Source organism: Candidatus Hodarchaeum mangrovi (genome assembly GCF_975850365.1).
In genome coordinates, this window is record NZ_CDLCQJ010000115.1 from 1 (window position 1) to 16850 (window position 16850).

The 16850-nt window shown below is 33.6% G+C and carries 14 protein-coding genes; 5 read left to right on the forward strand and 9 right to left on the reverse strand.

Annotated elements, in window-relative coordinates; genetic code table 11:
• The 3 genes from ACWVCY_RS11285 to ACWVCY_RS11295 form a co-directional block, all read right to left on the reverse strand.
• Positions 1-185: hypothetical protein (locus ACWVCY_RS11285; protein ID WP_455142929.1), on the reverse strand; the 185-nt coding region annotated here is incomplete at its 3' end.
• 42 nt (positions 186-227) lie between these two features.
• Positions 228-1454 (reverse strand): 2-hydroxyacyl-CoA dehydratase subunit D, encoded by a 1227-nt coding sequence (locus ACWVCY_RS11290; protein ID WP_455142930.1) that lies wholly within the window; start codon positions 1452-1454, stop codon positions 228-230.
• Positions 1455-1558: 104 nt separating this feature from the next.
• Complete coding sequence (locus ACWVCY_RS11295; RefSeq protein WP_455142931.1) at positions 1559-2080, reverse strand: gamma carbonic anhydrase family protein; 522 nt, start codon at positions 2078-2080, stop codon at positions 1559-1561.
• 109 nt (positions 2081-2189) lie between these two features.
• Between ACWVCY_RS11295 and ACWVCY_RS11300 the strand changes: the two genes are divergently transcribed.
• Entirely contained in the window at positions 2190-2966 is a 777-nt protein-coding gene (locus ACWVCY_RS11300; RefSeq protein ID WP_455142932.1) for an enoyl-CoA hydratase/isomerase family protein, read from the forward strand.
• Between the two features lie 59 nt (positions 2967-3025).
• On the opposite strand, the gene ACWVCY_RS11305 is transcribed toward ACWVCY_RS11300, so the two are convergent.
• Positions 3026-4048 (reverse strand): NADH:flavin oxidoreductase, encoded by a 1023-nt coding sequence (locus tag ACWVCY_RS11305; protein ID WP_455142933.1) that lies wholly within the window; start codon positions 4046-4048, stop codon positions 3026-3028.
• 237 nt (positions 4049-4285) lie between these two features.
• On the opposite strand from ACWVCY_RS11305, the gene ACWVCY_RS11310 reads away from it, so the two are divergent.
• Positions 4286-5236 (forward strand): tocopherol cyclase family protein, encoded by a 951-nt coding sequence (locus ACWVCY_RS11310; protein WP_455142934.1) that lies wholly within the window; start codon positions 4286-4288, stop codon positions 5234-5236.
• A gap of 26 nt (positions 5237-5262) precedes the next feature.
• On the opposite strand, the gene ACWVCY_RS11315 is transcribed toward ACWVCY_RS11310, so the two are convergent.
• The 3 genes from ACWVCY_RS11315 to ACWVCY_RS11325 form a co-directional block, all read right to left on the reverse strand.
• Positions 5263-7596, reverse strand: coding sequence for a hypothetical protein (locus ACWVCY_RS11315; protein ID WP_455142935.1), 2334 nt, complete (start codon positions 7594-7596; stop codon positions 5263-5265).
• A 214-nt stretch (positions 7597-7810) separates the two neighbouring features.
• On the reverse strand, positions 7811-9016 hold the full coding sequence (locus ACWVCY_RS11320; protein ID WP_455142936.1) for an FprA family A-type flavoprotein: 1206 nt from the start codon (positions 9014-9016) through the stop codon (positions 7811-7813).
• 105 nt (positions 9017-9121) lie between these two features.
• Positions 9122-9259 carry a rubredoxin gene (locus ACWVCY_RS11325; RefSeq protein WP_455142937.1) on the reverse strand — a complete coding sequence of 46 codons (138 nt, stop codon included), beginning with the start codon at positions 9257-9259 and terminating at the stop codon, positions 9122-9124.
• A 246-nt stretch (positions 9260-9505) separates the two neighbouring features.
• On the opposite strand from ACWVCY_RS11325, the gene htpG reads away from it, so the two are divergent.
• On the forward strand, positions 9506-11449 hold the full coding sequence (gene htpG, locus ACWVCY_RS11330) for a molecular chaperone HtpG (RefSeq protein WP_455142938.1): 1944 nt from the start codon (positions 9506-9508) through the stop codon (positions 11447-11449).
• 299 nt (positions 11450-11748) lie between these two features.
• The gene (locus ACWVCY_RS11335) at positions 11749-13026 is read left to right on the forward strand and encodes a cation:proton antiporter (RefSeq protein ID WP_455142939.1); all 1278 of its coding nucleotides are present in this window, start codon (positions 11749-11751) and stop codon (positions 13024-13026) included.
• Here the strand turns inward: ACWVCY_RS11335 and ACWVCY_RS11340 are convergent.
• Both ACWVCY_RS11340 and ACWVCY_RS11345 read right to left on the reverse strand, forming a co-directional pair.
• Positions 13023-14321 (reverse strand): FAD-dependent oxidoreductase, encoded by a 1299-nt coding sequence (locus ACWVCY_RS11340; protein WP_455142940.1) that lies wholly within the window; start codon positions 14319-14321, stop codon positions 13023-13025. The two genes, ACWVCY_RS11335 and ACWVCY_RS11340, sit on opposite strands and share 4 nt — an antisense overlap.
• Before the next feature lie 9 nt (positions 14322-14330).
• On the reverse strand, positions 14331-15101 hold the full coding sequence (locus tag ACWVCY_RS11345) for a citryl-CoA lyase (RefSeq protein WP_455142941.1): 771 nt from the start codon (positions 15099-15101) through the stop codon (positions 14331-14333).
• 138 nt (positions 15102-15239) lie between these two features.
• Here ACWVCY_RS11345 and ACWVCY_RS11350 point away from each other — a divergent pair, with 138 nt between their 5' ends.
• Positions 15240-16790: a citrate lyase subunit alpha gene (locus tag ACWVCY_RS11350; RefSeq protein ID WP_455142942.1), complete on the forward strand. Its 1551-nt coding sequence runs from the start codon at positions 15240-15242 to the stop codon at positions 16788-16790.
• Positions 16791-16850: the final 60 nt, after the last annotated feature.

A 16850-nucleotide genomic window follows, 5' to 3' on the forward strand; every position in this document is an offset into this window, starting at 1 on the left:
TTAACATCAAGAAGATTTGAATTCTTAGGTAGAGCTGCATAAAGTGTTTTTTCAGCAGCAAGTTGTAAATTCACTCCTGAAAAGTCAACTTTCGTCCCACAAATCTCTTTATTTCGATTTAATATTATAGTTTTGGTGAATGAAGATCCAATATCAATTCCTGCATAAAGAGGATTCAAAGACACTATTTATTTCCCTCTATATAAGATAAATTCAATTTATTTAAATTAAAACCCAGAAAGTTGTTCTATAAAGGCCTCAATATTCGTTCTCGTCTGTTCCTCACTATAAACGTTGAGATCATTAAGATCAGCATCAATAACTAGGTTTGGTATATCAGTTTGTTCTTCTAACCGTTTTGGCATTCCATATTGAGTATTTGAATTGTTTGGACATGTTCTAGCATTATGGAAAATAATTCCATCGATATGAAATTCTTTGATCATGTCTTTTAAATAAGTTATTTTCCCAATCTCGGATTTATTGATGAAAAGATTTGTATAAGCCTTAGCCATACTTAAGAAAGGCTCATTTGGATTGAAATCAGTAAATATCCAGCTATTACAATATGTTGACGCAACTATACATGTCTTTAAATCGTAAAATTGGTCTGACAGAGATCGTAATTTTCCCCATATAGGCATTCCATCCCAAAATATCCGAAATTTCTCATCCAAAACAGCGGATATATTCTGTTCGATGCGATCCTCAAGTTCTTCTTTTAATAATTTATAATAGTCAATTGCTATCTGATTCCCACGTAACACAACTGCTGGAAGCATATGAATACATCCATCAAAGAAAGTCAATGGAGAGGGAATATTGGCACCTGTTTTTAAAACATCTAACCAGAGGTGACTACATTCTAAGGAAAGGCGTAATTTTTTCTGTAATTTAGCTTTTTCAAAAGAATATTCAGTTATTTTCTCTAACTGTTCCGTTATATCCTTCATCTGTTCTGCTACAGTACTAATATGATTTTGATTGATCTCTGTAATAAAACTTGGAGAATTAATTCCCAAAATTGGGACATCAAACTCTCTAGCATAAAAAGAGAACCAATCTTGAACATCTCGACATTGATTTGTATTGAAAATTAATACATCAGGTTCAGGAATTCTTTTTACTCCATAAGCCTTTGTAAATGGAGTTTCTTTTTTTAAATATGCACCGATATCACTAGTAAGATAACTACAAATTTCAGGGGAATAACCTAATGCAATAGAAGCTGGAATATATTTATTTGCAGTTCGACTTGCTCCCAACATGGCAGCATGGTTTTCTGGATAATAAACTGCAAAATCCATGGCTAATAGCAATTCTGCAGGTCCTACACTAGAACACCAAGCAATCTTTCTTGTAGGATCTGCTGATGCTTCTTCTAATCCTTTATAATATTTTGTAGAAATCCTTCGTAATTCTTGTGATGAATTTATAGGTGGAGTTTTTGTCATATTAATCAAATATCCAAAATAATCCATTGATATTTGTTTGCTTTTCCAATATATGTAATCGATTTGAGATACAAATACAAATGATAAAATTCAAGCTGATGATTTTATAAAAGCTTAAGACTCTCTTTATACCTCTTAGGTAATGTTTGATACATCTTAGTTGCCCACCAATTGTATTCCAGTTGTTCACTAGAGGTTTTTCCAATCACCTTTCCTGGAACTCCCACAACGATACTATTAGCTTCAATCACTGTTCTACGGGGAACAACACACCCCTCGCCAATAATACTTTCATCACCTATCTTAACCCAATTACCAATCACAGCATTCATGCCTATAAGAACATGTTCCCCTAATTCTGATTGATGAACTACCGCTCCATGTCCAATATGACAATTATTACCTAAAATGGTTTTTCCTTCAGGGACAGAATGTATTACACAATTGTCTTGAACATTAGATCCTTCACCAATTTCAATAATGCCCCAATCCCCTCTCAGTGCGGCATTAGGACCAATAAAGCAATTATTTCCAATAGTTACATCTCCAATAACTATTGCCGATGGGAAAATATAAGCAGATTCAGCAACTTTAGGTTGTTTGCCTTCAAATTCATAAAGAACCATATTTATCACTCGTAATGATTGTAAATTTTTAATCTACAATGTATATGACTGTCTCATGAAAAGATGCACTTAAAATTTTTGTATAATTATATTGGATGGTGAACCGTTTATGTTCAAAAATTTATCATTTGAGGTTTCTTCTGACCAAATCGTTAATGTCACCTTTATTCGTGAAGCAGCTCTTAATGCTATCAATATTGAAACATTAGAAGAATTAAAGCTTGTGGTAGATCAACTAGAGGAAGATTTACAGAAATTTCGTGTCTTAGTCTTTAGGGGAAAAGGAAGAGCTTTCGTAGCTGGTGCTGATATTAAAGAATTCAAAGATATTTCTATTTGCGATATTAAAATCCTCACTATCAGATTCCAGAAGATTGTAACTAGAATAGAAATGCTTCCTATTCCAACAATAGCTGTAATAAATGGTTTTGCCTTTGGAGCTGGTTGTGAATTAGCCATGGCTTGTGATTTTCGGATTGCATCGACACAAGCTGTATTTGGTCAACCTGAAATTAAACTTGGATTGATACCTGGAGCAGGCGGGACGCAACGTCTTCCTAGGCTTATCGGTAAGACCCGAGCAAAAGAAATGATTCTTCTAGGTAATAATATCAATGCTGAAACAGCTTTGAATATTGGACTTGTGAATAAAGTTGTTTTGCCAGAAAACCTTGAGTCTACAGTTGATGAGCTTGTTAAACGATTAGCATTTGGTCCACGTTTTGCTATATCACAAGCTAAAGAGGCTATTGATCGTGGTACAGAAATGTCGTGGTTTGATGCGATTCAGATGGAAGCCAATCTCTGTGCTCTCTGCTTCACTCATGAAGATCTTCAAGAAGGTGTAAATGCCTTTCTTGAAAAAAGAAAACCTAAGTTCAAATAGGATCTAATAGTTAGATTTTCTATTAAATATTTAGTTGAATAGTTACAATATCATGAAATTTATTCATCTGCTCTGCATTTGACGATATCTTCAACGTTAAAACATTTATTGCATGAGATACAATCAGCTTTTTCTTTACCATCTTTAAATTTTAAAATAAGGTCAGGTTCTCTAATAAAGGGTCGAGATATTGAAATAAAATCAGCAAAGTTATCTCGAATTCGTTGCATTGTGGCAAAGTATCGAAATCCTCCAACCACACTTACTGGTATATCCCCAACTTGCTTTTTTATTTTCTCTGCAAACGGGACAAAATAGGTTAATTCTTCATCTTCAATTTTTCGTGTTGATTTCATTCCACTAACTTCTAATGTGTCCACCCCTTCTTCAGCTAACCATTTTGCTACTCTAGTACCTTCCTCAATTGGAAATCCATCAATTGGATCATCTGATCCGTTCATTTTTACTAATATAGGAAAATTTGATCCTACTGAATCACGAATACCTCGATAAACATTCAACAAAAAAGAAGCTCGATTTTCTAAAATTCCTCCCCAAGTATCCTCTCTTTTATTAGTACGTTTTGATAAAAATTGACTAAGTAAATAGCCATGAGCTGCATGAATTTGAATACCGTCATATCCTACTTCTTTAGCTTTCTTTGCAGCAGACTTAAAGCCAATGATGACATTCTCGATATCATCATCAGTCATTTCAACCGCTTTTTTTCCATCAAGTAAGGATGGTGCTTTTTTGCTAACTGAATGTATACCTCCGTGGTTTAATTGAGCAATAATTATAGAAGACTTCCCTGAATTATGTACTATTTTTGTTAGTTGTTTAAGTTGTTTCAAATGGGAATTTTGAGATATTCCAGCCATTTTATCATGTGCTTTTCCTTCTTCCGATATGTATAAATGTCCTTGTATTATGACTCCGATTTCATTTAAACTTAATTGACGATATAACTCGAAATAAAGAGGTGTAATAGTTCCATCTGAATTTGCACCGAACTCAGCTGTTGCTGATCGAATAAAACGGTTTTTCGTTTTTAATATTCCGATTTTTCCTTCTGTAAACATAGTTCTATCTTCCTAGTTCATCTTGTAATCATCTAAATGAATTTATCATTCTAATGGATTATTTCTTGAATATGTTTCAATTAGAAATTATTATTCTTATTCTTTATTTGAATTAGTGAAACTAATTCAGAAATAATAGTTTGGAATAAAAGAATAATACAGTTTTTAGGGTAAAAATTCGAATAATTAGATGAATAGGTTATAAATTAGTCATTTAAAATATTGATTTGATAACTTATGAAAAAGATATGGAAACCTGCTGTTTGTCATGGAATAGGGAAAGCTAGGTTCGAGGGATGGTACTATAAAATTGTTGACAGACCGAAAAAGCATAGTTTTGCCATTATTCCAGGTTTTTCTTCTGGGGAACCAGCTCAAGCTTTTATCCAAATATTTGATGGTTTAACAAATCAATACAACTTTGTTAGCTATCCATTAGAAGAATTTACCTATCATAACGAATTTTTTGAGGTTTCAATAGGAGAAAACTATTTTTCCCAAGACAAAATAAAATTGGGTATAGAGAATCAACAGCTTCAAATAGAGGGTGAAATATCTTTTTCAAATCATATCCCCTGGCCTGTGACACGATTTACACCTGGAGCTATGGGACCATTTGCTTTTCTTCCCCGAATGGAGTGTTCGCATGGGGTATTGAGTTTTAATCCTAAAGTTTCAGGGAAATTGTTTGTAAATTCTTCCCCTATTATATTTGACGGTGGAAAGGGGTATATTGAAAAAGATTGGGGGAGATCCTTTCCTCAAGCATGGATTTGGATGCAATCAAATCATTTTTCAGATGAAAATATTTCATTTATGGCTTCGATTGCTAAAATTAAATATTTAGGGCAACAATTTACAGGTTTCTTAGCAGGTTTCTTATTAAATGGAGAATTATATCTATTTTCCTCGTATAACCGTACAAAATTAGAACGACTAATTATAAAAGATAATTATGTCTCATTTACTTTGAAAAAAGGGATGGTGAAAATTAATGTTGAGGCGGATCAGAGGAATAAAACAAGGATTAAAGGACCTGTTTCTGGAAAGATGATTGGGAAAGTCTTAGAAAGCTTGACTTCCTCAATATCAATCGATTTTGCTGATTCTAAGAAAAGATTGGAATACAAAGGGATTGGAGATATGGCTGGCTTAGAAATTATGGGACAATTAAAAGATTTTATATAAAAAAAGGGGGTAGGAAGAGAATACAATTATCTCTTTCGTTTTTTATGAAGGATCATAGGAATAAAGATCAGAGGCAACATGAAAAACTCAAAACCAGGTGTAAGATCGATTGTTGGTTCAGTGGTACGTGGGGGTTCAGTCGAATCTGTTGTATTAGTTGAAAGTTCAGTGTATACATCGAAGAAGCTATCGATGAAAAATGAATCAGTGTTTGTAGTCACTTTCATCTTAATAGTATAGTTTCCAGCTATTTTGAATGTATATCTAAGTTCGGTTTTCCATTTTTGGCCTGATGCTAGATCTGATACGTCTCCATTGAAAATTGTCTCGCTAGTTCCCTCTGGGTCAGTCATATGGACTTCTACTGAGAAGCTTTGTGGGAAGTTATAGTGGTTAATAACTCCTACATAGAAATTATGTGTTAATCCTAGTTGAACTTCTTTGATACTATCAATAAAAAGTTCTAGATAATTTAATTCTTGAACTTCCCAACTGCAAGTATGAGTCCATGTTTCCCCTGTTGCAAGCATTACTTTGAAAATAACTTCATAGTATCCATATTGGTTGAATGTGTATTCTAATCCCATTGACCACCATGAATACATGAATAATGTAATATCATCGAATAGGAAGAGATCCTCTGTTCCTGATGGTGTATTTATCTGTGCTTGAATTGTAACACCTGAGATATCATAGCTAAAATTAGAATAAACAATGAAATCCATCCATTTTGTTTCTCCGACTAGTGCATATTGTTCTTGGAAAATTTCCAACCAAAGGAATTCACCACTAGATTCAAAGACTTCATACCAACACCATGCATCCCACACTTCTCCTTTATCATCAACAAGAGACAAACGGATATCATAATGTCCCACAACTGAGAATAGATATTCACTGTAATGGATCCAAGAACTATTTGTGGAGATATAAACTGATGTATTATGGTATAAAATATCTGCGTAACCAGATGGATCAATAATTTCTATTTTTATTTCAACCCACATATCATGATTAAAGTAGGATTCTACATAGAAATCCATCCATTTATAATCACCAACAGTCGCAAAGTTTTCCTGTTCAATCCAAAGTTCAAAGTGTTCATAGAATTTTTCAACTTCCCAATAACACCAAGTTTCCCATGTAAAATCCATATCATCAATTAAAAAGAAATAAACGTCGTATTTTCCTTCATATAGAAAAGTAAACTCAGTAGTATAATTCCACATACCCCAAGCAGGCATGTATACGGTATCACTTAGATATAGATATTCATAGGTATTGGGTCCTGATATCCTTATTCCTACCGTGACATTACTCATTGAATGGTTGAAATAGGAATAAATATAGAAATTCATCCATTTAGTCTCATCAAGATATGCATGCCATTCTTGGTCGATCCAGAGCTCAAAGTATTCTGGAGGTAGGGGGTATACTTCCCACCAACACCATTCTTCCCACAAGCCACCTGCATCGTCCATGACAGCAAATCGAACATCATAATTTCCTTCTATTGGAAAAGTATAATCCAAAGTAATATTCCATCCTGAATAGGCACCGATGATTGTCTCACTTGAATTATATAGGATAACTGATACGGGGCCAAGAATTTCTACTGTGATACTGACATTCATGCTTTTATTAAAGTATGATTCAACATGGAAACTCATATATCGTTTTTCACCGACTTGAGCATAATAATCTTGAATAATCCATAAATCAAAATATTCTAAAGGAGCTGAAACAATAGCTATATCATCAATAAGCCATCCAAGATAATCGTTAGAGAGGTTATCTACTGTATCGAATCGAAACTGAATTTGAATTGCGCTAAAATTTCGGTATTGACTGATATCAAATTTATAATGTTGCCAAGAAGATTCTGATTCTATGGTCACATTTCCAATATTCTTCCATGTTGATCCTCCATCGGATGTAATATATGCTTGTTTCATATCATAATTTGTTCCATATTCAGTGTCCGCATAGCTCCAGAATTCTAAGAGAATACGTTCATCTGCAGAAAATCCAGTTAGATCAACTGGGCTTGAAGTTAATGTACCTGAATTAACGGTAGCATTACCTAGACCATCATTCGTTGCGTAATTTCCTGTGATATTACTTCCGTACCAAGCGTAATGTGAATCACTTGGTATCCCTTGAATCGGATATGCCGAGGTATTGTTATCCTCTATGTGCCATAACCCTGTTGCACTCCATGACGGAAAAACATTTCCCTCGAAATCTTCAAAGAGGTCACTGACTAGATCCGCTTGTATGGGGGCAATAGAGCTATTTGGTAATAATAATCCGATTGTTAAAAGGGTGAAAAATAATCCAATTTTCAATCGTTTTTTCATTTTTAACACCAAAAAAACGTCTCAGAAGGTCCTCTGAGTACGACTTATCATGTTTTTACGCTCCCTCTTTAATAAACATGTGTGAATTAAACTTCCGCAAATATAAGTTCAATCTGCGGATAAATTCTCTATTAATCTAATCTACTTTAGAGATTGTTTATCATATTATCTTTTCGAAGATGAAATCGTTTCGATTTTTCTGGTTTCTGTCTCTTTAGCTACTTCGGATTATTTTTGCGAAGTTTTCCCCGAACTTTTTCCCATATTTAAGGTCTTCCTCTGAGGGACCGCCTTGAAATTCAAAAATATCAACTAGATCCCACTTAAGCTTCTCAATGTAAGACTCTAGATCTCGTTGAGCTCCACCACTCCAACCATAACTACCAAACCTAGCTACTTTCTTGTTTGTAATCCGCTTATAATCCGCCATCTGTAATACATATGCCATCGGAGGGAACAGTTTTGTTTCATAAGTAGGAGTACCTATTAATATTCCTTGATATTTCCATAGGGAAGGCAAAATGTAACTTACATGGGTTCGAGCTACATCAAAGATTTGAATCGGTATTCCTTCTTTAGATGCTCCTTGAGCAACAGCATTCATAACTTTCTCGGTATTCCCATACATAGAAGCATAAATCAGTGTTATTCCTTTCTCTGAGGGCTCAGAAGCGTAAGTTGCCCATTTTGAATAAAGTTTAATAATTTTTTCAGGGTGTTTTCGCCATATTAGACCATGAGAAGGCGCAATGATTCTTATTTGTAGAGTTTTTAATGCATCAATCGCTTTTAATACAAAACGTGAGAACTTTGCTACTATATTAACATAATAACGGAGTGCTTCTTCTTTATAAAATTCTAGATCATCATATTCATCATCAAAGATAGCACCACGGAGAGCTCCATAACTTCCGAACGCGTCACAAGAAAATAAAATTTCATTTTTTCGTTCATAAGTAACCATAGTTTCAGGCCAATGAACAAAAGGTACCTCATAAAACTCTAGCTCATGCGTACCTAGGTTTAATCTAGCCCCAGTTTTTACAACAAGAAATTTGTCTCCAAATTCAAGCTGGTAATAATCTTCTAACATTTTCTTAGTTTTTTCTGTACCCACAAAAATGATATTTGGTGCCAATCGACTCATTACCTTTATCATCCCTGTATGATCGGGTTCAACATGATTTACAATGACATAGTCGATTTTCGTCGGATCAATTATTTCCTCAATTTGAGAAAGGTAATCATCTGTTTTGAAACTCTTAACTAGATCAATTAAAGCAACTTTTTCATCCAGAATGACATAACTGTTATAAGAGACACCTTCTTCACTAATGGGCCATAATCCTTCGAAAAGATCCGTTGTTCGATCATTAACCCCAGTCCAGTATATATTTTCAGTTATCTTTACAGATACCATTTTATTTCACTTAGATATTAACATCTTAGAATTAAAAAGGTGAGTAACCAATGATTACCCATTGAATTAATTCTTTTAATAACAAAAAAGGATTTTATTTACTAATCAATCAATTTTCTCGAAATCTTCTTTGGGTGCTCCACATTCAGGACAAACCCAATCATCGGGCAGTTCCTCAAATGGAGTACCTTCATTATCATCATCATAAATATATCCACAGATCATACATTCCCATTTTGCCATATTTTTCACTTCATTGATTTATTTGTTATATTATTGATTCCGTTCATCCGATCTTTAGAAAAATACCAATAGTAGTATTTTTTTTCAAATTAATCGAATAAACAGCCCCAACAATATATCATTCTATTCCCTATTTAAAGGTTCTAGAAGCTAATGAGAAGGAGAAAAAATTAGAAATCATTGGAATTTTTGATCATATGAGTTTAAATATAATAAGGAATAGATATTTCCTAGGAGAGCTTTAATATGCCTAAGAAAAAGCTGAAAAGTGATACTGAACCGAAGACATTTGAGTTTCAAGCTGAAATTCAACGGGTTCTTGATATTTTAATAAATAAACTTTATAAAAATCCCGAAATCTTTCTTAGAGAACTTATTTCAAATTCTGCAGACGCTTTGAACAGGATTCGTATTATTTTGCTCAACCAATCTCAAAAAGTTCTTGATCCAGAGAAAGAGCTTAATATTAGAATTTCCTATGATGAGGATGAAAAAATCCTTACTGTTTCAGATAATGGAATTGGTATGTCCTTTGATGAAATTGTTAAAAACCTCGGGACAATTGCTCAGAGCGGGACCCTTGAATTCCTTAAACAGGTAGAAAATACTCCAGATGCAGTAAATTTAATTGGTCAGTTTGGAGTGGGATTCTATAGTTCCTTTATCGTGTCAAAGGAAGTAATAGTTCGTTCAAAATCATATAAACCTGATGAAAAAGCGGTGGAATGGAAATCTGACGGATCAGGGAGTTTTACAGTCACTTATACAACTAAACAAGAACGAGGTACAGATGTTATATTATATCTTAAAGAAAGTGCTAAGGAATATGCAGATAAATTTAAAATTGAGACTATTATTAAGAAATATAGCGATTTTATAGGTTTTCCTATTCGAATCGGTGATGAAGAAACAATAATTAATCGACAGGTACCTATTTGGCATCAATCCGAGGATGATATTTCGGATGATGAATACAATGAATTTTATAGACAATTTAGCATGGATTGGACTGAACCGTATCATAGAATAATCTTAAATGTTGATGCTCCTATCCAATTCCGTGCATTGTTATTTCTTCCACAAAGAAGAAGCAGGTATATGACCACATCTATGTACCAAGATTATGGTTTAAAACTTTATAGTAAAAAGATTTTAGTACAAGAAAAAGCTAAGGATTTACTCCCTGAATATCTACGGTTCGTATTTGGAGTTGTTGATTCAGAAGATCTCCCATTAAATGTCTCTAGAGAAGTAATTCAAGTAGATCAAACTATCCGTAGGATTTCCAAGGTGATTGTTGGCAAAATAATCAATGAGCTCGAGAATCTTTCTCAACAGAAAATTGAGAAAACATTAACAGAGGAATCTGGGGAAGATCACGAAAGTTTACAACCTAATTTTAATGAATGGTGGGAACAATTTGGAATTTTCATTAAGGAGGGTATAATTCAAGATGAAAAGCAGCGTGAAAAGTTACTTCGATTACTACGAATACATACATCAAAATCCGAAGAAGAATTTACAACTCTCTCAGAATATGTCAAAAATATGAAACCAGACCAATCTGACATCTTTTATCTTCTGGGTGAAAATCTTGGGACTCTTCAAAGAAGTCCACACATTGAATACTACAAGAAGAAAGATCTTGAGGTTATTTTATTTAATGAACCAATAGATTCATTCGTTATGATGAATGTTACCACTTTTAATGAGAAAAACTTTAAGGCCATCGATCAAGCAGAACCAGAACCTGATAAAGAGAAAAAACCATCTGATACATCAGAGGAAAAAGATTCAAGTGAGGAGAAAGAAAGTAAAAAAGATCCATTTCTTAAAGCTCTAGAATCCATACTTGGTGATCGTGTGATCGAAGTTAGATATACAGAATTTTTAACAGATAGTCCATGTCGTCTAATTAATCCGAGTGGTATGGGTACATTCACTCGAGTGATGAAATATATGGATGAGAAATTCATTCCCCAGAAAAAAATAATGGAGATCAATAACTCCCATATAATTATCAAAAAGCTCAAAGAAATGCATGAGCAAGATTCCAAGGATCCTTTGATTCCTCTTAATGTATTATTATTATTAGAAAGCCAAGAATTGACTGAAGGTTCTTTAAACGAACCTACTCAAATGATAAAGAGGATTTATGATCTTATGGAAAGGTTGTTGAAAGTAAAATAGCAAACTTTCCATTTTTTTTTATTTTTGATTGCATTAATTCTCTAGGAATCTTTCAATTTTTTTTTCTTTAGGTTAATGCAACAAGAAAATGAAATAGTAAAAGAATATATAATGATCAGAAAATAAAAATGAATAATTAAAAAATTAAGTTTATTGATTGATATGTACACAAAATAAATTTGAAAAAACAGAGATTTTTCTTTCAAATACTGTTGAAATAACATATTTTGAGATGTTAATTTTTCCAAATCTAAATTTTTTTATTACTTATTTATTTGACCTAGTATCGGGATTCTAATGTGTTCTTAAGTAAAATTGATGAAATTCAATTATTAATTCCAATTTTTGAAATTGGAATTGTTATCATATTTTCATTGGTTTTAGCTCGTGTCTTGGGAAAACGAGGGATACCTCAAGTGTTAGGGTTAATTTTTGCTGGTATTGGACTTCAATTTTTAGCTAAAAATATTGGATTTCCCACCCCTCCAACGGCTGAATTACATTATATTATAACTAATGGTGCATTAGGATTCATCGGTTTTTCGATTGGCGCTCATCTTGATTTAAGAAAGTTTCGAGAGGAATCCATAGGACTAACCTTAGTTCTAGTTGGTGAAGCTTTTGGAGCGTTTATTATTGTTATTTTTGCAATTGGTTTTTTTCTAGGAGATTGGATATTAGCTTTTCTTCTTGGTTCTATTGCTATGGCTACCGCTCCTGCCTCAACTTCTGCTGTAATTAGTGAATACCGTTCTGAAGGCCCACTTAGTCAGCTGATTCTTTTTATTATAGCTTTTGATGATATTTTAGCAATAATTTTCTTTAATGTATTTCTTAATTACTCAAAATCTTACTTTTTAGGCATTTCATTATCTTTACTAGAAACAATTTTGCCTATTATTCTTGAATTGGCAGGATCTCTAATATTAGGAATTTTTCTCGCGTTATTACTCTATCCATTTCATTTCGAAGGTGTTTCAGCAAGTCAATCTGCTGAATTTGTATTTCCTGCAATTCTAATCTGTATTGCTCTTGCTGGATTGCTTGACATAAGTATAATTTTAAGTTGTGTAATTTTCGGTCTTACTCTCTCAACAGTAGCTAGATGTGAGAATAAAGCATGTATTATGGGTGTTGAACGACTGTCTTCCCCTATTATTGCACTTTTTTTTATTTTAATTGGATTTGAAATGGATTTATCCCAATTAATAACTAATACTCTGCTCCTTATAATGATATACGTCTTCGCTAGAGCAACTGGAAAATTTATTGGGTCTTATACCACAGCACGCCTTGCTAAGATGCCAGAAAATGTTTTAAAAAACTTGCCCATTTCATTACTGACACAAGCTGGAGTAGCAGTAGGTTTAGCTGCATTAGCTTATTCTCAACTTTTAGAGATTGGGATCCCTTCAGCTATCATCACTGCAGTCCTTTTATTAGATGTAATTGCTGTTAGTGTGCTCATTACCGAAATAATAGGACCATTATTACTAAAATTTGCTTTAAAAAGAGCAAATGAGGTAAATGTCACTAAATCAGTAGAGAATGTAGACAGTGGTTGTGATTCTGATTAAGCAGAATTAAGAATAAAATTTGCTAATCGTTTACTAAATGCCATTAATACAGAAACTAATGGAGTTCCAAGAGAATTGGGAAGTATACTTGAATCACAAACAAATAAATTTGGAATTTTTGTTTGAAGATCTGCATCTACAACTTCACCGATCGCATTTGACCCTCCTGGATGTGCACCTCTAATGGTGCTAGAGAAAATTGTTTTAGGATCACCACCTGCTTCAAGAAGTACTTCTGAAGCTAATTGTTCTCCCTCATCTAATCGTGATAGATCTTGTTGTGAGAGTTTTTTTGAGATATTAAGGGAAAATCTTCCAAATCCAAGGGTACCATTCTTTTCATCTTGGATTTTTGTCATTATACCGACTAATCTAGGGTAATGCCTAAATTTAAAAACATTTAGAGGATTTTTCTGTAAAATCATTGTAACTAGGAATAACCCCCATGGATCAACAATAGGACTTTGCATAAATCCTTCATTATAAAATTCATATGTTCCTACCGCCATAGGTATATTATGGATTGTACTGAGGGCTTTATCTTGGACTTTTGAGTAAGTAAATACCAAAGGATCCATGAAAAAAGATTTACCTGCATTAGAAATTCCAGATTTTTGGAGAAGAATTGATGAATGTATACCTCCTGCTGATACGATTACTCTATCCGCTGTAATTATGTGTCCACGATGTGGTTTTACACCAAGTACAGAATTTTTATTCGATATTACACGATCTGCTTTCTTTTTTTGCAAAATTAGTCCGTCTTTTTTGGCATCTTCAATTAAAGTTCTTGCTGTGTATTTTGCATTCTTTTTACAACCCAACATACAAGAAGAACATCTAGGAATGCATTTTGTCTCATCAATAAATTTAGGCAACTTTTGCCAATGAAATCCAAGACGATTTCCTGCGTTAAGTAGATTAAGATTTCCTTCTCCAATAAGTTCATTTGACAAAAGAGTTGGCTTTAATTCTTTTTCAACACAATCTAGTTCATTCTCTAAAAAAATTCCCCATTCTTTAAAGGCATCTTTCGATGGTCTGCAATATGTACCTGCTGATATGACTGATGAACCTCCAACGGTTACTCCAGAAGCTACTAAATTATGTTCCTTTGTATATCGAAATCCTTTTCGATCAACTATTCTTAATACTGCTAAGTGGTTTCCTAAAAATTTGTGATAACCCCCTTTCTCTAGCAAAAGGACATTTTGTCCATGAAAGGTTAATTCTCGGGCTAGAAATGCACCAGATATACCCGAACCAATTATAATTGTATCATAATGCTGTGTCATCAAATTCCCTCAGGCTAGATTTCTTTTTGGATTACCTGTGTATTTTGCTTCAGAGGGAATAATGGTTCTTACTGGTCTTTGTGTGTATTCTTCGAGTATATGAGCTGTTAATCCTGCAATACGTGATATTGCAAAGAAAGCTTTCGCTGTACTAGCTTCAAAACCCATATCCGCCAAGATAGCTCCAATAGCTCCGTCTACGTTTAGTGGTAAGGATTTTTGTGACTGATAGCTGAGTTCTTTAGCGATTAATTGTGCTAAATTGACATAAACTCCACTAATTTTTTCCTGATCAGCAATTTTTAATAATTTCATTGTGCGTGGATCTTTTGTATGATAACGGTGACCAAATCCAGGAATGCGAATCTTTTGTTCTCGAGCTGCTTGTACCACTGTTGCTACGAGGTTTTGTAATGATTGATCATTTTTCTTTTTTTGGAGAGTTTCTTTTAGGAACTTAAAACATTTTTCTCCTGCTCCTCCATGATAATCTCCTATAGCTAAAATTCCAGTACCCATTGCTGTTGTTATTGGTACACCACAAGAAGCAACAGTTCTTGCAGCAACAGCACTCGGTGCAGTAACTCCATGATCTATTGATGAAACAAGAATAGCATCAATTACTTTTTCTTCTCTTAAAGAGGGTAATTCTCCTCTAATTATCAAAAAAATCCCAGAGGCAAATGTAATTGATCCGATAAGCTCGTCAAGTGGATATCCCCTTATCAAAAGTTCATTAGGAGTCACTTTAGTAATTTTTGTTTCCCATTCTTCTGTCATTTTTATACATCTTAATTTAAAATTGTTTGAAAAGTTTATATCAATACCTAGAAATTAATAAAAAAGTAAGCAAAAATTTTTTTGTTCACGTTCCTTATTAGTTCCTAAAAATTTTTTTTGAAAAGGAGGAAAAGTAAAATGATTGTTAACTCTTTAGGTCGTTCACTTCCCGAAAATCTTTTTGGAAAGAAAATTCGCCCTTATAGAGGGATCCATGAAAGTAAAATTCGTGGCAAACGTGTAGGTCCCTCTTATCAAAAATCAATCGTCACCAGAGATTCAAAACGTTTTTTTGATTCAATCGAGAGTTTGTTGTCTCATCTTTCATTAGTAAATGGAACAACAGTTTCGTTTCATCATGCCTTAAGGGAGGGAGATAATGTCATCCTTCCCATAATGAATGCAATATCTTCATTCGGACTAAAAAATATTACTTTAGCGTCCACTGCTCTCTTCTCTGTTCATACACCACTAAAGGAACATATTGAATCAGGGACTATCAGTCGTATAGAAGGATCTATTAATGGTCCTTTAGGAAAGTTAATATCTAATGGTACTTTAAATTTACCCGTTATTTTACGGTCTCACGGGGGTAGGGCACGCGCAATCCAAGAAGGAAGCCTTCATATAGATATTGCCTTTATTGCTGCTTCTTCTTGTGATTTAATTGGAAATTTAAATGGTATTGATGGAGTAAATGCATTTGGAAGTCTTGGGTATCCGCTAGACACAGATTCCCTCTATGCTGACATTGTGGTCGGAGTTACTGATTCGATATCTTCTGAACCTCTTGAACATATAAGTATACCTTCTAGTCGCGTTGATTATATATTGGAGGTTAATTCAATTGGAAACCCCAAGAAGATAACATCAGGAAGTTTAGACAGAAAGGTACCCGAAGAAAGATTAAAAATAGTTGAAAATGTTGTAGAAGTAATTAAGCTGTCAGAATACTTTAAAGACGGATTTAATTGGCAAGCAGGGGCTGGTGGAATGTCTTTAGCGGCTTCAAAATACCTTAAAGATCTCATGTTGGATTCTAAAGTTGAGGGAGGATATATTTTTGGAGGTATTGAAAAAAATTCTGTCGAAATGCTTCAAGAAGGGTTTTTTAAACGGATTTATGATGCACAATCATTTGATGTCATAGCCATTGAATCCCTACAATCTAATAAACATCATGTCGAAGTATCTATAGATCACGCATATAATCCATTTAATAAAGGTTGTATTGCAAATCATACCGATTTTTCTGTTTTAGGAGCTACTGAAGTTGATCTTAATTTTAATGTCAATGCAAATACTTTTAGTAATGGAAGATTAAATTCTGGAATTGGTGGGCATCAGGACGCTGCTCGGGCTAAAATAAGTATGATTGTAATTCCTATTGCAAGACGTGTTCCCACAATCGTGAAAAAAGTTACAACAGTTTCTACACCAGGGGATTCCATTGATGTAATTATAACTGAAGAAGGTGTTTCAATTAATCCACAAAGTTCTGTTCGACGAGAGAAACTTAAGAATGAGCTTGAAAAAGCCGGAATAAAATTGAGAAAAATAGAAGATCTTCATGCTGAATCAATTAGTTCAGCTCCTATTTGTGAGCTAAACCAAACCGATCAAATTTATGGTCTTATTGAATATCGAGATGGAACCCATCTTGATGTATTATATCAGATTGAGGAATAAGTTTTAAGAAAGATATTTTACAAATTCAACGGTAAAACCAAGTTTTTTGAGGTTTTCTAA

Excerpts from the sequence above, each read along its gene's own strand:
- ACWVCY_RS11290 (WP_455142930.1), bottom strand. The coding sequence starts at position 1,454 with ATGACAAAAACTCCACCTATAAATTCATCACAAGAATTACGAAGGATT.
- ACWVCY_RS11295 (WP_455142931.1), bottom strand. The coding sequence starts at position 2,080 with ATGGTTCTTTATGAATTTGAAGGCAAACAACCTAAAGTTGCTGAATCT.
- ACWVCY_RS11300 (WP_455142932.1), top strand. The coding sequence starts at position 2,190 with ATGTTCAAAAATTTATCATTTGAGGTTTCTTCTGACCAAATCGTTAAT.
- ACWVCY_RS11305 (WP_455142933.1), bottom strand. The coding sequence starts at position 4,048 with ATGTTTACAGAAGGAAAAATCGGAATATTAAAAACGAAAAACCGTTTT.
- ACWVCY_RS11310 (WP_455142934.1), top strand. The coding sequence starts at position 4,286 with ATGAAAAAGATATGGAAACCTGCTGTTTGTCATGGAATAGGGAAAGCT.
- ACWVCY_RS11315 (WP_455142935.1), bottom strand. The coding sequence starts at position 7,596 with ATGAAAAAACGATTGAAAATTGGATTATTTTTCACCCTTTTAACAATC.
- ACWVCY_RS11320 (WP_455142936.1), bottom strand. The coding sequence starts at position 9,016 with ATGGTATCTGTAAAGATAACTGAAAATATATACTGGACTGGGGTTAAT.
- ACWVCY_RS11325 (WP_455142937.1), bottom strand. The coding sequence starts at position 9,259 with ATGGCAAAATGGGAATGTATGATCTGTGGATATATTTATGATGATGAT.
- htpG (WP_455142938.1), top strand. The coding sequence starts at position 9,506 with ATGCCTAAGAAAAAGCTGAAAAGTGATACTGAACCGAAGACATTTGAG.
- ACWVCY_RS11340 (WP_455142940.1), bottom strand. The coding sequence starts at position 14,321 with ATGACACAGCATTATGATACAATTATAATTGGTTCGGGTATATCTGGT.
- ACWVCY_RS11345 (WP_455142941.1), bottom strand. The coding sequence starts at position 15,101 with ATGACAGAAGAATGGGAAACAAAAATTACTAAAGTGACTCCTAATGAA.
- ACWVCY_RS11350 (WP_455142942.1), top strand. The coding sequence starts at position 15,240 with ATGATTGTTAACTCTTTAGGTCGTTCACTTCCCGAAAATCTTTTTGGA.